The sequence below is a fragment of the Sterolibacterium denitrificans genome (genome assembly GCF_900174485.1).
Classification (GTDB): domain Bacteria; phylum Pseudomonadota; class Gammaproteobacteria; order Burkholderiales; family Rhodocyclaceae; genus Sterolibacterium; species Sterolibacterium denitrificans.
The window spans coordinates 986542-998785 of the sequence record NZ_LT837803.1 but is presented as its reverse complement, the minus strand read 5'-3'; the positions used below and the strand labels follow the sequence as shown (position 1 = coordinate 998785).

Sequence of the window (12244 nt, the reverse complement as noted above, 5' to 3'; positions counted from 1 at the left end):
AGGCTCATTCTCGTCACCGATGAACCAGATCGCCAGACTCCTGCCGCCTGAAAACATCCTGCTCGACCTCGAAGCGGGCAGCAAGAAACGTGTTTTCGAGCAGGCCGGAATATTGTTCGAAAACCGCCACGGCCTCGCGCGCAGCACGGTGTATGACGCCCTGTTCGCGCGCGAAAAGCTCGGCTCGACCGGACTGGGCCAGGGCATCGCCATCCCGCATGGCCGCATCAAGGGGCTCAAGGATGCGCTGGGCGGCTTCCTGCGCCTGGCCACGCCGGTGCAGTTCGACTCGCCGGACGGCAAGCCGGTCTCCCTGCTGTTCGTGCTGCTGGTCCCCGAAGCCGCGACCGAACGCCATCTGCAATTGCTCTCCGAACTGGCCCAGATTTTTTCCGACCGCCAATCCCGCGAGCAGTTGGCCGCTGCCGCCGATGCCCAGGCGGTGCACAATCTTTTTCTGAACTGGCAGGCCGATGCCCCAGCTGATCGTCGCCCAGCTGTTTGAGCTGAATCGCGAGCGGCTGCATCTCGAATGGATCTGCGGATCCATGAACGATGCCGTCAGCGTCAGGCAGCCGGACGTCTCGCCGGCCGATCTGGTCGGCCATCTCAACCTCATTCATCCGGGGCGCATCCAGGTACTCGGCACCCCGGAAATCCGCTGGGCTCACGGCCGCCAGGCGGACAAGGTCAATCATTACATGGTCGAGATCGTTGCCGCCCGACCGCCGGCCATGATCGTCGCCGACGGCTGCGACATTCCGGAAATGCTGCGTGACTTGTGCGAACGCGGCAACATCCCCCTGTTCGCCACCACGCTTTCGGCTGCCACGATCATCGACTCGCTGCGCCTCTATCTGGCGCGCCAACTCGCCGAAACGGCCTCCCTGCACGGCGTGTTCATGGACGTGCTCGGCATGGGCGTGCTGATCACCGGCGAATCCGGCGTCGGCAAGAGCGAGCTGGGGCTGGAACTGATCTCGCGCGGACACGGGCTGGTCGCCGACGACGTCGTCGAAGTCTCGCGCCTGGGGCCCGATTCGCTCGAAGGCCGCTGTCCCGAGCTGTTGCGCGACTTTCTTGAAGTGCGCGGCCTGGGCCTGCTGAACATCCGCACCATCTTTGGCGAAGCCGCCAGTCGCCGCAAGATGAAACTCAAGCTGATCGTGCATTTGCAAAAACTGCAGCCCGGCGTTCCCGAGGCCACCCGTCTGCCGCTCGACGCCCAGACCGAAACCATCCTCGGCATACCGATACGCAAGGTCGTCATTCCCGTTGCGGCCGGCCGCAACCTCGCCGTGCTCCTCGAAGCCGCCGTGCGCTCGACCATCCTGCAATTCCGCGGCATCGACAACATGCAGGAATTCCTCGACCGCCAGCAGCAAGCCCTGAGCAGCGACAACTACGATTGACGAAGCAGCAGTCGCGCCTGCGACTTGCGCCTACAGTCCCGGATCCACCCTGCTGTCGCCCTGCAAGGCCGCCTGTACCAGGGGACGCGCCAGATGCGGGGCGAACAGCTCGATGAACACATAGGCGTATTCACGCAGCCAGGCGTTGCGCCGGATGCCGATGCGCGTCATGCTCGACTCGAACAGATGGGAAGCATCGACAGCGCGCAGGCCGGTATCGGCGCTGGCGTCATAGGCCATGGCGGCAACGATGCCGATCCCCAGGCCGAGACTGACATAGGTCTTGATGATATCGGCATCTATGGCGGTCAGCACCACGTTCGGACTGAGATCGCGCGCAGCAAATGCCTTGTTGATCTGGCTGCGGCCGGAAAATGCGCTGTCGTAGGTCACCACCGGATAGCGGGCAATCGCCTCCAGGGTCAGCGGCCGTTCCTCGAGAATGGGATGCCCCGGCGGCGCGATGACGCAACGATTCCATTGCTGGCAGGGCAACATCACCAATTCGTGCTGTTCGGCAATGGCCTCGGTGGCGATGGCCAAATCGGCCTTGCCGGCAATCACCCAATCGCAGATCTGCGTCGGATTGCCCTGGTGCAATTCGAGACGCACGCCGGGATAGCGCGCCATGAAGGCCCGGATGACCGGCGGCAGCGCATAGCGCGCCTGAGTGTGCGTGGTGGCGATGGTCAGGGTGCCGCTATCGGCCTGGCTGTATTCCTCGCCCACCTGCTTGAGATTAGCCAGGCCGCCGAGTACGTCTTCGATGATGTCGAGGATCTGCCGCCCCGGCGCGGTGATGTCGGTCAGGCGCCGCCCCTGGCGCACGAAAATATCGACGCCCAGCTCCTCCTCCAGCAGACGAATCTGCTTGCTGATGCCCGGCTGCGAGGTATACAGCGCTGCGGCGGCCTCGGTGATATTGAGGCCACGCTTGGCGACTTCATGGGCGTAGCGGAGCTGTTGCAGGTTCATGGGTTATTTATAACCCAAAGCTATTTATTTGTGCAAATAAGGTATTTACAGTTTTAAGCAGTGGCCGATATGATGCAGCCCTTCGCCATTCTGCCCTGTTTCCGGCGCTACTCTTTCGCCGTACCCACTCGCCCATCCTCATCATGGACTTCTCCTACAGCCTTGCCGGGTTCTTCGTCGGCGCCGTCGTCGGTCTGACGGGCGTGGGCGGCGGCTCGCTGATGACGCCGTTGCTGGTGCTGCTGTTCGGCATCCACCCGGCCACCGCCGTTGGCACCGACCTGCTCTATGCCGCCATCACCAAGTCGGGAGGCAGCATCGTTCACGCCCGACGCGGCTCGGTGGATTGGCGCATCGTCGGTCTGCTGGCGGCCGGTAGCGTACCCGCCTCCATCCTGACCCTGGCTCTGGTCGCGCACTTTGCCCCCGACGGATTGGGTGGCGCCACCAAACTGATTACGGCCGCACTGGGCGTGGCCCTGCTGCTCACCGCCGCCTCGCTGATTTTCCGTCGCCATTTGCAGGCCTTTGCCCTGACCCACTTTCCGGCCGAACCCAATCCGCGTCGCACGGCCACCCTGACGATCATCACCGGGCTTGCGCTGGGCGCGCTGGTCACCATTTCCTCGGTCGGCGCCGGCGCACTGGGGGTTACGGCCCTGTTCTTCCTGTATCCCAAGCTGTCTGCCCTGCGTATCGTGGGCAGCGACATCGTTCATGCCGTGCCGCTCACGCTGGTCGCGGGCCTCGGTCACTGGTGGTATGGCAGCGTCGACTGGTCGCTGCTGGGCGCATTGCTGGTGGGCTCGCTGCCGGGCATCTACCTGGGCAGCCATCTGGCGGCACGCATTCCCGATACAATCCTGCGCCCGACCCTGGCCTGCATGTTGGTACTCGTCGGCGGCAAGCTGATCGCGCAGTAAATACGAACATACACCCAAGCACCATCCCGGAGTATCCGCATATGTACCAATACGATGCCTTCGACCAAGCCATGATCGACCAGCGCGTCGCTCAGTTCACCGACCAGATGCAGCGGCATTTCGCCGGCGAACTGAGCATGGACGATCTGCGTCCGCTGCGCCTGCAGAATGGCCTCTACATCCAGCGCCACGCGCCGATGTTCCGCATCGCCGTGCCCTACGGCATGCTCGGCAGCCGGCAATTGCGCAAGCTGGCCCACATCGCCCGCACCTACGATCGCGGCTATGCGCATTTCACCACGCGCCACAACTGCCAGTACAACTGGATTCCGCTGGAACAGACGCCGGCCGTGCTGGCCGAACTGGCGACCGTGCAGATGCACGCGATCCAGACCTCGGGCAACGATGTGCGCAACACCACCACGGATCATTTTGCCGGCGTGGCGGACGACGAAATCGCCGATCCGCGCCCCTGGTGCGAACTGATCCGCCAGTGGTCCACCTTCAATCCGGAATTCGCCTATCTGCCGCGCAAGTTCAAGATTGCCGTGAATGCCGCCGCCACCGATCGCACGGTGATCCAGGTGAATGACATCGGCCTCGATCTGCGCCTGGATGCGGCGGGCAACACCGGCTTCCGCGTGCTGGTCGGCGGCGGCCTGGGGCGCACACCCATCCTCGGCAGCGTGATCCGTGAGTTCCTGCCCTGGCAGCATCTGATCACCTATCTGGAATCCATCCTGCGCGTCTATAACCGCTATGGCCGGCGCGACAATTCCTTCAAGGCGCGCATCAAGATTCTCGTCAAGGCGCTGGGGCCGGAAGAGTTCGCCCGCCAGGTGGAAGCGGAGTGGGCGCATGTCAAGGATGGTCCGGCCACGCTGAGCGAAGCCGAAGTCGAACGCATCGCCAGACACTTCGTCCCGCCGCCCTACGAGACGCTGCCCGACGAGTCGCCGGAACTCGAACGGCAGCGCCAGCAGAACAAGGCCTTCGCCCGCTGGCTGGAGCGCAACGTGCATGGCCACAAGGTACCCGGCTATGCCGCCGTCACGGTCTCGCTGAAATCCTACGACCAGCCCACCGGCAACATCTCTGCCGAGCAGATGGAGCTCGTCGCCGATCTGGCCGACCGCTACAGCTTCGGCGAGGCGCGGGTCTCGCATGAACAGAACGTGATCCTCGCCGACATTCCCAAGCACGCGCTGCATGACCTGTGGCAGGAACTGCGCGCCCACAAGCTGGCCACGCCGACCGTGGGCCTGCTCACCGACATCATCTGCTGCCCCGGCGGCGATCTTTGCGCGCTGGCCAACGCCAAATCGACGCCCATCGCCCTGGCGGTGCAGGAACGGCTGGGCGATCTCGATTACCTGCACGACATCGGCGAGGTTTCGCTGAACATCTCCGGCTGCATGAATGCCTGCGGCCATCACCATGTCGGCAACATCGGCGTGCTCGGCGTCGACAAGAAAGGCGAGGAGTGGTACCAGATCTCGATCGGCGGCCGCCAGGGCAATGACACGCGCCTGGGCAGCATCCTCGGCCCGTCGTTCGCTGCCGTCGATGTGCCGCGCGTCATCGAACAGCTCATCGACGTCTATGTCGAAAACCGCCTGGAAGGCGAGCGCTTCATCGACAGCGTCGATCGCCTCGGCATCGAGCCGTTCAAGGCGCGCGTCTACGGCGAGGCCGCCCAGGCTGGCGCGCAGAACAGGAAGGTGGCAAATGGCTAGGATCATCAAGCATGGCGCGGTCGTCGACGACAATTGGCAGATCCTGCGTCCGGCAGAAGGCGAAACCGCCGAAACACTGGACATTCCCGCCGGCCCGCTGCTGTTGCCGATGCCCGTCTGGCAGGCACGCCGCGGGGAATTGCTGGCTCGCCAGGCAGCCGGGGAACAGATCGGCATCTGGCTCTCGCCCACCGATGAGCCCGCCGAGATTGCCGGCGATATCGAGCGTTTCGCGGTGATCGGCGTCGACTTTCCGAAATTCGTCGATGGCCGCGGCTATTCGACCGCCTACCTGCTGCGCAACCGCCATGGCTACCGGGGCGAACTGCGGGCGATTGGCGACGTGCAGCGTGACCAGTTGTTCTACCAGCGCCGCGTCGGCTTCGATGCCTTCGCCATTCGTCCCGACCACGATATCGAAGCCGCAGTGAAGAGCCTCGGGGACTTCGACGCCGCCTATCAATATTCCACCGATAGCGGCCTGGATCTGCGCCGGCGCGTTGTCACCTGAAGCCACCTGAAGCCTCATGAACCCGAACATTCATCCCGATCTCAACGATCCTGCATTGCAGACCTCGCTTGCCCGCCGCACAGCCGAAGCCCGGACGCTGCTCGGCGAAATCGTCCGTGATTTCAATTCCGTCGCCTTCGCCAGCAGCCTCGGCGCCGAGGACATGGTGCTGACCGATCTGATCCTGCGCGACACGCTCGATATCGAAATCTTCTCGCTGGATACCGGCCGCCTGCCGACGGAAACCTACGACTTGATGGCCGAAGTGCAGAAACGCTACGGCCTCAAGCTGAAGCTCTACTACCCGCGACACGACCTCATCGAAACCTGGACCCGCGCGCACGGCATCAATGCCTTTTACGAATCCGTGGAACTGCGCAAGGCCTGCTGCCACATCCGCAAGGTCGAACCGCTCGGCCGCGCGCTGGCCGGCAAAACCGCGTGGATCACCGGACAGCGCGCCCAGCAGGCCGCAACGCGGGACAGCCTGCCGCTGCGTCAGTTCGATGAAGCCCAAAAACTGGAAAAATTCAACCCGCTCGCCGACTGGAGCGAGAAGGAAATCTGGGCCTACATCCGCAGCCAGGCCGTGCCCTACAACGCCCTGCACGACAGGCATTATCCGAGCATCGGCTGCGCGCCTTGCACCCGCGCCATCAGCGTCGGCGAGGATGTGCGGGCTGGCCGCTGGTGGTGGGAGGATCCGGAAAACAAGGAATGCGGCCTGCACGTCAAGCGCGCCTGAATGCCATACACAAGGATTTGAATATCATGACCAGCGTACTCAGCAAACCTGCGCTCTCGCATCTCGACTGGCTGGAAGCCGAAGCCATCCACATCCTGCGCGAAGTGGCCGGCCAGTGCAGCCATCCGGCGCTGCTGTTTTCCGGCGGCAAGGACTCGGTGTGCCTGCTGCGCCTGGCCGAAAAGGCTTTCCGCCCCGGACGTTTTCCATTCCCGCTGCTGCACATCGACACCGGCCACAACTACCCCGAAGTCATCGAATTCCGCGATCGCCGCGCGGCCGAACTCGGTGAGCGCCTGATCGTGCGTTCAGTCGAAGACTCCATGGCGCGCGGCAGCGTGGTGTTGAAATCGCCGAACGAATCCCGCAACCGCCATCAGTCGGTGACGCTGCTCGAAGCCATCGCCGAGTTTGGCTTCAACGCCTGCATCGGCGGCGCCCGCCGCGATGAAGAAAAGGCCCGCGCCAAGGAGCGCATCTTCTCCTTCCGCGACGAATTCGGCGGCTGGGATCCCAAAAACCAGCGCCCCGAACTGTGGAATCTCTACAACGCCCGCAGCCACAAGGGCGAGAATATCCGCGTCTTTCCGATCTCCAACTGGACCGAGCTGGATGTCTGGCAATACATCGCCCGCGAAGAACTGGAATTGCCTTCGATCTACTTCGCCCACACGCGCCCCATCGTGCGCCGCAACGATCAACTGGTGCCGGTCACGGCGCTGACCCCGGCCAGGGAGGGCGAGCTCGTCGAACATCTTTCGGTACGCTTTCGCACCGTTGGCGATATTCCCTGCACGGCGCCGGTCGAATCGCATGCCGACACGACAGACAAAATCATTGCCGAAACGGCGACCACGACGATCACCGAACGAGGAGCAACGCGCCTCGACGACCAGGCCTCGGAGGCCGCCATGGAGCAACGCAAGAAGGAAGGGTATTTCTGATGTCCGCACCCGAACAGCTTCCGGAAATCGACAACGGCCTGCTGCGCTTCCTGACCTGCGGCAGCGTGGATGACGGCAAGAGCACCTTGATCGGCCGCCTGCTGCACGACAGCAAATCCATCCTCGCCGACACGCTCACGACCATCGCCAAAACTTCCGAACGGCGCGGCATGACCAGCGTCGACCTGTCGCTATTGACCGATGGCCTGCAGGCCGAGCGCGAGCAGGGCATCACCATCGATGTGGCCTATCGCTACTTCTCCACTGGCAAGCGCAAATACATCGTGGCCGATGCGCCAGGCCACGAACAGTACACACGCAACATGGTGACCGCAGCCTCCACCGCCAACCTGGCCATCATCCTGATCGATGCGCGCAAGGGCGTGCTGACGCAAACGCGGCGCCACGCCTACATTGCTCACTTGCTCGGCATCCCGCACATCGTCGTCGCCATCAACAAGATGGATCTGGTCGATCACGACGCAGCGCGCTTCGAGGAAATCAAGGCGGATTTTCTGGCCTTTGCCGGGCAACTGGGGATCCAGGATGCGTGCTTCATCCCGATCTCGGCACTGAATGGCGACATGATCGTCGAACGCGGAACGCAAATGGATTGGTATCAGGGGCCGACGCTGTTCGACATCCTGGAATCCGCGCCGGCAGCCCACAGCGAAAGCGATGAACGTCTACGCTTTCCCGTGCAGTACGTGTGCCGTCCGCAAACCGGGGAGTTTCACGATTTCCGCGGCTACATGGGCCGCGTCGAGTCCGGCGAGATCACGGTTGGCGATGAAATCACGATCCTGCCGGGTGGCCAGACCACGCGCGTCAAGGAAATCCGCCTCCTCGATCAGGTATTGCAACGCGCCATCGCCGAGCAATCGGTCACCCTGCTGCTGGCAGACGAAATCGACGTCTCGCGCGGCGACATGATCGTCAAATCCAGCCAGCCGCCAAGCGTCGTCAAACAGTTCGAGGCCATGGTCTGCTGGCTGGGCGAAGCGCCGCTCGATCCGAACCGCACGTATCTGCTGCGCCACACCACGCGCGAGACCATGATGAAGCTGGGCGGCATTGCCTATCGTCTGGACATCAACACGCTGGCGCAAAACGCGGCGAGCCAGCTCGCCACCAACGACCTGGCCCGCCTGACCATCAAGGTGGCGCAACCGGTCTGCATCGACAGCTATGCGGACAACCGCGCAACCGGCGCCTTCATCATCATCGACGATGCCAGCAACAATACCGTGGGCGCGGGCATGATCCTCTGCTAAGATGCCCCTCGATGTTGCAACGGCTTGCCGCGCAAGCCGCTTCATCACTGCCTCCCCTTGCCTCATCTTGCCGCCACGCCAGTACCCATGCCCACGCTACGACGCCTGATCCAGACGCCGCGCTTTCCTTACTGCGCGGTTTTCGTCATCGGCTGCATCCTGTTCGGCGGCGCGGTTTATCTTGGCGAAGCGCTCGGTCTTGCTGCCTGCCCCCTGTGCATCCTGCAGCGCATGGCCTCGCTTGGCCTGATGATTGCGGCAGGCATCGGCATCGCGCTGGCCGGCAGTCGAACCGGCAGCGCCATCGCCAACCTGCTGATGATCCTCACCAGCGCCACCGGCGCCTGGATTGCCGGCTACCAAACCTACATCCAGCGCGTCGCAAGCGACGTGCAATGCAGCGGCGAAGCGGCCTGGTGGGAGCTCTTCGTGGATTGGGCAGGCGAGCAGGCACCGCTGCTGTTTCAGGCCAGCGGCCTGTGTTCCGACCCGGCGTGGAAGCTGTTCGGCCTGTCGCTGGCTGAATATTCATTGCTGATCTTCAGCGCACTGACGCTGTATGGCATTTATCTGCTGCTGCGGCAGCGCGCCTGATGGATGCGGCCCATCGCGCTTCGACAAACTTCAGCGCTCACATACACTTGACACCGCGCGCACCAACAAGAAGGCCGGAGACTTGCTCCGGCCTTCTTGTTTCTTTCCTGAAGAAACCTATTGTCTGCTTCTGCTCATTCGGCAGCAGACGCGCCCTCTTGTTCCGGCTGATCGAGCAACTGAACCAACGCCATCGGCGCGTTATCGCCGACGCGGAAACCGGTTTTCAGAATGCGCAGGTAGCCGCCATTGCGATTGGCGAAACGCGGACCCAGTTCGTCGAACAGCTTGACGACCATTTCACGATCGCGCAGGCGGTCGAACGCCAGGCGGCGATTGGCCAGACTCGGCTTCTTGCCCAAGGTGATCATCGGCTCGACGACGCGGCGCAGTTCCTTGGCCTTCGGCAGCGTGGTCTGAATGGTTTCATGACGCAACAGCGAGTTGGTCATGTTGCGGAGCATCGCCTGGCGATGCGCTGAAGTGCGATTTAGCTTTCGCAAGCCGTTACCGTGACGCATGATACTTCCTCGTATTTGTGCGGCTGCTGCACGATGCTGGCAGCCGGTTGATCGTTATCGAGAGGTTGAGAACGGTCAGGAAATCTTTTCGAGACCGAGACCTTGTGGCGGCCAGTTTTCGAGCTTCATGCCGAGAGCCAGGCCGCGCGAAGCAAGGACTTCCTTGATTTCGTTGAGCGACTTGCGGCCCAGATTCGGCGTCTTGAGCAGTTCCGGCTCGGTACGCTGAATCAGGTCGCCGATGTAATAGATGTTCTCGGCCTTCAGGCAATTGGCGGAACGCACCGTCAATTCGAGATCGTCGACGGAACGCAGCAGCAAGGGATCGACCACCGTCTGCTTCGGTGTTTCGGCAGACACGGGAGTGCCTTCGAGATCGGCAAAGATCGAAAGCTGATCCACCAGCACACGAGCCGCATAACGGATCGCCTCTTCGGGGTCGATGGCACCATTGGTTTCGATGTCCATGACCAGCTTGTCGAGGTCGGTACGTTGTTCGACACGAGCCGCTTCGACGGCATAGCTGACCCGGCGGATCGGGCTGAACGAAGCGTCCAGCATGATGTTGCCGATGCCGCGCGTTTCCTTGTCGCTCGGACGCATGGTCGCAGGCACGTAGCCACGGCCCTTTTCAACCTTGATCTGCATTTCCAGCTTGCCGCCGGGGGCGACGTGGGCAATCACGTGATCAGGATTGATGATTTCGACATCATGAGAGACCTCGATGTCAGCCGCGGTCACCACACCCTCGCCCTTTTTGGAGAGCATCAGCGTGGCTTCGTTGCGGTTGTGCAGCTTGAGCACGATGCCCTTGATATTGAGGAGGATATCCACGACATCCTCACGCACGCCATCCAGTGTGGAGTACTCGTGCAGCACGCCCTCGATGCTTGCTGCCGTCGGCGCATAGCCGTCCATCGACGAGAGCAGGATACGGCGCAGGGCATTGCCCAGCGTGTGGCCATAGCCACGCTCGAACGGTTCCATGACGACACGAGCATGCACCGGAGAGAGCGTTTGTACATCAATGTGGCGCGGTTTCAGAAGAGCGCTAGTTTGCATCTGCATCCCTTTTTATGAGCATCCCAATATGCAGGGGCGAAGTACGGAAATACTGCACACCCTGCCATTCATCGAGAAGCGCTATCAGCGCGAATAAAGTTCGACGATCAGACCTTCGTGAATGCTTGCCGGCAGTTCACTGCGCTGCGGGTAAGCCTTGAAGACACCCTTGCCGGTCTTGACATCCATTTCGATCCATTCCGGGAAACCGCGCGACTCGGCCGCTTCCAGAGCCGCCTTGGTGCGCAGTTGAACGCGTGCCGTATCCGTCAGTTGAACGACATCGCCAGGACGCAGGGTATATGAAGGAATATTGACACGGCGGCCATTCACCAGAACGCCATTGTGGCGCACGACCTGGCGCGACTCGGCGCGCGAACCGCCAAAGCCCATGCGATAGGCAACCGCATCCAGGCGACCCTCGAGCAGTTGGAGCAGGTTTTCGCCAGTCTGCCCCTTGCGCCTGTTGGCTTCGGCAAAGGACTTGCGGAATTGCCGTTCGAGCACGCCGTAGATGCGGCGTACCTTCTGCTTTTCACGCAGTTGCGTACCGTAGCCGGAAAGACGCTGCCCCGACTTCTGGCCGTGCTGGCCGGGCGCATAGGCGCGGCGCTCGACAGGGCATTTGTCGGTGAAGCATTTCTCGGCCTTCAGAAACAGTTTCTCGCCTTCGCGGCGGCACTGGCGGCACTTTGGATCAAGATTGCGGGCCACTATTGACTCCTTGGATTCTTGCGATTCATCGTCGGCAAAGCCGGCGACTCAGATGCGGCGGCGCTTCGGCGGCCGGCAACCATTGTGGGGGATCGGGGTGATGTCGGTAATGCTGGAAATCTTGATGCCCAGCGCGTTCAGGGCGCGAACCGCCGACTCGCGGCCCGGGCCGGGACCCTTGATGCGGACTTCCAGATTCTTGATACCGCATTCCTGGGCAACCTTGCCAGCCGCTTCGGCGGCCACCTGGGCAGCGAACGGGGTACTCTTGCGCGAGCCCTTGAAACCGGCACCGCCGGAAGTCGCCCACGACAGCGCGTTGCCCTGGCGGTCGGTGATGGTGATGATGGTATTGTTGAAGGACGCGTGGACGTGAGCGATGCCCTCGGCAACGTTCTTCTTGATTTTCTTGCGAACCTTGGTTGCGGTCTTTGCCATGTCAGTTTCCTAGATTACTTCTTGGCGCCGGCAATCGCCTTGCGCGGTCCCTTGCGAGTGCGGGCATTGGTACGGGTACGCTGGCCACGCACGGGCAGACCGCGCCGGTGGCGCAGGCCGCGATAACAGCCAAGGTCCATCAGACGCTTGACGCTCATCGTGACTTCACGGCGCAGATCGCCCTCAACGGCAAACTTGCCAACCTCCTCGCGCAGACGCTCCATTTCTGCGTCGCTCAGATCCTTGACCTTGGTCGATGGCGCGATATTCGCGACATCGCAGATCTTCCTGGCGCGGGTATTGCCGATACCATAGATCGCCGTCAGAGCGACTACGGTATGCTGATGATTTGGAATGTTTATCCCTGCGATACGGGCCATAGGCTCACCCTAAAA

The 12244-nt window shown here is 62.2% G+C and carries 15 protein-coding genes; 9 read left to right on the top strand and 6 right to left on the bottom strand.

Annotation, left to right across the window (positions count from 1 at the left end; genetic code table 11):
• Positions 1 to 19 precede the first annotated feature (19 nt).
• Together ptsN and hprK are read left to right on the top strand one after the other, a co-directional pair.
• On the top strand, positions 20 to 505 hold the full coding sequence (gene ptsN / locus SDENCHOL_RS04595) for a PTS IIA-like nitrogen regulatory protein PtsN (RefSeq protein ID WP_154717349.1): 486 nt from the start codon (positions 20 to 22) through the stop codon (positions 503 to 505).
• Positions 474 to 1412: an HPr(Ser) kinase/phosphatase gene (gene hprK, locus SDENCHOL_RS04590; RefSeq protein WP_154716162.1), complete on the top strand. Its 939-nt coding sequence runs from the start codon at positions 474 to 476 to the stop codon at positions 1410 to 1412. The genes ptsN and hprK overlap by 32 nt, the downstream gene beginning before the upstream one ends.
• A 30-nt stretch (positions 1413 to 1442) precedes the next feature.
• On the opposite strand, the gene cysB is transcribed toward hprK, so the two are convergent.
• Positions 1443 to 2387 carry an HTH-type transcriptional regulator CysB gene (gene cysB / locus SDENCHOL_RS04585; RefSeq protein WP_154716161.1) on the bottom strand — a complete coding sequence of 315 codons (945 nt, stop codon included), beginning with the start codon at positions 2385 to 2387 and terminating at the stop codon, positions 1443 to 1445.
• Positions 2388 to 2530: 143 nt separating this feature from the next.
• Between cysB and SDENCHOL_RS04580 the strand changes: the two genes are divergently transcribed.
• The 7 genes from SDENCHOL_RS04580 to SDENCHOL_RS04550 all read left to right on the top strand — a co-directional run bounded on the left by SDENCHOL_RS04580 (position 2531) and on the right by SDENCHOL_RS04550 (position 9114).
• The gene (locus SDENCHOL_RS04580) at positions 2531 to 3310 is read left to right on the top strand and encodes a sulfite exporter TauE/SafE family protein (protein ID WP_154716160.1); all 780 of its coding nucleotides are present in this window, start codon (positions 2531 to 2533) and stop codon (positions 3308 to 3310) included.
• A 41-nt stretch (positions 3311 to 3351) separates the two neighbouring features.
• Positions 3352 to 5046: a nitrite/sulfite reductase gene (locus SDENCHOL_RS04575; RefSeq protein ID WP_154716159.1), complete on the top strand. Its 1695-nt coding sequence runs from the start codon at positions 3352 to 3354 to the stop codon at positions 5044 to 5046.
• Positions 5039 to 5557 carry a DUF934 domain-containing protein gene (locus tag SDENCHOL_RS04570; protein ID WP_154716158.1) on the top strand — a complete coding sequence of 173 codons (519 nt, stop codon included), beginning with the start codon at positions 5039 to 5041 and terminating at the stop codon, positions 5555 to 5557. Before SDENCHOL_RS04575 ends, SDENCHOL_RS04570 begins: the two co-directional genes overlap by 8 nt.
• 16 nt (positions 5558 to 5573) lie before the next feature.
• Positions 5574 to 6302 (top strand): phosphoadenylyl-sulfate reductase, encoded by a 729-nt coding sequence (locus SDENCHOL_RS04565; protein ID WP_154716157.1) that lies wholly within the window; start codon positions 5574 to 5576, stop codon positions 6300 to 6302.
• 26 nt (positions 6303 to 6328) lie between these two features.
• Positions 6329 to 7246, top strand: coding sequence for a sulfate adenylyltransferase subunit CysD (gene cysD / locus SDENCHOL_RS04560; protein ID WP_154716156.1), 918 nt, complete (start codon positions 6329 to 6331; stop codon positions 7244 to 7246).
• Positions 7246 to 8520 (top strand): sulfate adenylyltransferase subunit CysN, encoded by a 1275-nt coding sequence (gene cysN / locus SDENCHOL_RS04555; protein ID WP_154716155.1) that lies wholly within the window; start codon positions 7246 to 7248, stop codon positions 8518 to 8520. Before cysD ends, cysN begins: the two co-directional genes overlap by 1 nt.
• An 87-nt stretch (positions 8521 to 8607) precedes the next feature.
• Positions 8608 to 9114: a disulfide bond formation protein B gene (locus SDENCHOL_RS04550; protein WP_154716154.1), complete on the top strand. Its 507-nt coding sequence runs from the start codon at positions 8608 to 8610 to the stop codon at positions 9112 to 9114.
• Positions 9115 to 9248: 134 nt separating this feature from the next.
• Here SDENCHOL_RS04550 and rplQ read toward each other — a convergent pair whose 3' ends face one another.
• The 5 genes from rplQ to rpsM all read right to left on the bottom strand — a co-directional run bounded on the left by rplQ (position 9249) and on the right by rpsM (position 12229).
• Positions 9249 to 9635 (bottom strand): 50S ribosomal protein L17, encoded by a 387-nt coding sequence (gene rplQ / locus SDENCHOL_RS04545; RefSeq protein ID WP_154716153.1) that lies wholly within the window; start codon positions 9633 to 9635, stop codon positions 9249 to 9251.
• A gap of 75 nt (positions 9636 to 9710) precedes the next feature.
• Positions 9711 to 10697 carry a DNA-directed RNA polymerase subunit alpha gene (locus SDENCHOL_RS04540; protein ID WP_154716152.1) on the bottom strand — a complete coding sequence of 329 codons (987 nt, stop codon included), beginning with the start codon at positions 10695 to 10697 and terminating at the stop codon, positions 9711 to 9713.
• 84 nt (positions 10698 to 10781) lie between these two features.
• On the bottom strand, positions 10782 to 11411 hold the full coding sequence (gene rpsD, locus SDENCHOL_RS04535; protein ID WP_154716151.1) for a 30S ribosomal protein S4: 630 nt from the start codon (positions 11409 to 11411) through the stop codon (positions 10782 to 10784).
• A 48-nt stretch (positions 11412 to 11459) separates the two neighbouring features.
• Positions 11460 to 11849 (bottom strand): 30S ribosomal protein S11, encoded by a 390-nt coding sequence (gene rpsK, locus SDENCHOL_RS04530; protein ID WP_154716150.1) that lies wholly within the window; start codon positions 11847 to 11849, stop codon positions 11460 to 11462.
• 14 nt (positions 11850 to 11863) lie between these two features.
• Complete coding sequence (gene rpsM / locus SDENCHOL_RS04525) at positions 11864 to 12229, bottom strand: 30S ribosomal protein S13 (protein WP_154716149.1); 366 nt, start codon at positions 12227 to 12229, stop codon at positions 11864 to 11866.
• Positions 12230 to 12244 lie beyond the last annotated feature (15 nt).

What these genes read in the sequence shown, in the direction of transcription:
- rplQ (WP_154716153.1), bottom strand. Translation starts at nt 9,635, where the DNA reads ATGCGTCACGGTAACGGCTTGCGAAAGCTAAATCGCACTTCAGCGCAT.
- SDENCHOL_RS04575 (WP_154716159.1), top strand. Translation starts at nt 3,352, where the DNA reads ATGTACCAATACGATGCCTTCGACCAAGCCATGATCGACCAGCGCGTC.
- rpsM (WP_154716149.1), bottom strand. Translation starts at nt 12,229, where the DNA reads ATGGCCCGTATCGCAGGGATAAACATTCCAAATCATCAGCATACCGTA.
- cysD (WP_154716156.1), top strand. Translation starts at nt 6,329, where the DNA reads ATGACCAGCGTACTCAGCAAACCTGCGCTCTCGCATCTCGACTGGCTG.
- ptsN (WP_154717349.1), top strand. Translation starts at nt 20, where the DNA reads ATGAACCAGATCGCCAGACTCCTGCCGCCTGAAAACATCCTGCTCGAC.
- SDENCHOL_RS04565 (WP_154716157.1), top strand. Translation starts at nt 5,574, where the DNA reads ATGAACCCGAACATTCATCCCGATCTCAACGATCCTGCATTGCAGACC.
- SDENCHOL_RS04570 (WP_154716158.1), top strand. Translation starts at nt 5,039, where the DNA reads ATGGCTAGGATCATCAAGCATGGCGCGGTCGTCGACGACAATTGGCAG.
- SDENCHOL_RS04580 (WP_154716160.1), top strand. Translation starts at nt 2,531, where the DNA reads ATGGACTTCTCCTACAGCCTTGCCGGGTTCTTCGTCGGCGCCGTCGTC.
- rpsK (WP_154716150.1), bottom strand. Translation starts at nt 11,849, where the DNA reads ATGGCAAAGACCGCAACCAAGGTTCGCAAGAAAATCAAGAAGAACGTT.
- cysB (WP_154716161.1), bottom strand. Translation starts at nt 2,387, where the DNA reads ATGAACCTGCAACAGCTCCGCTACGCCCATGAAGTCGCCAAGCGTGGC.
- hprK (WP_154716162.1), top strand. Translation starts at nt 474, where the DNA reads ATGCCCCAGCTGATCGTCGCCCAGCTGTTTGAGCTGAATCGCGAGCGG.
- SDENCHOL_RS04550 (WP_154716154.1), top strand. Translation starts at nt 8,608, where the DNA reads ATGCCCACGCTACGACGCCTGATCCAGACGCCGCGCTTTCCTTACTGC.
- SDENCHOL_RS04540 (WP_154716152.1), bottom strand. Translation starts at nt 10,697, where the DNA reads ATGCAAACTAGCGCTCTTCTGAAACCGCGCCACATTGATGTACAAACG.
- cysN (WP_154716155.1), top strand. Translation starts at nt 7,246, where the DNA reads ATGTCCGCACCCGAACAGCTTCCGGAAATCGACAACGGCCTGCTGCGC.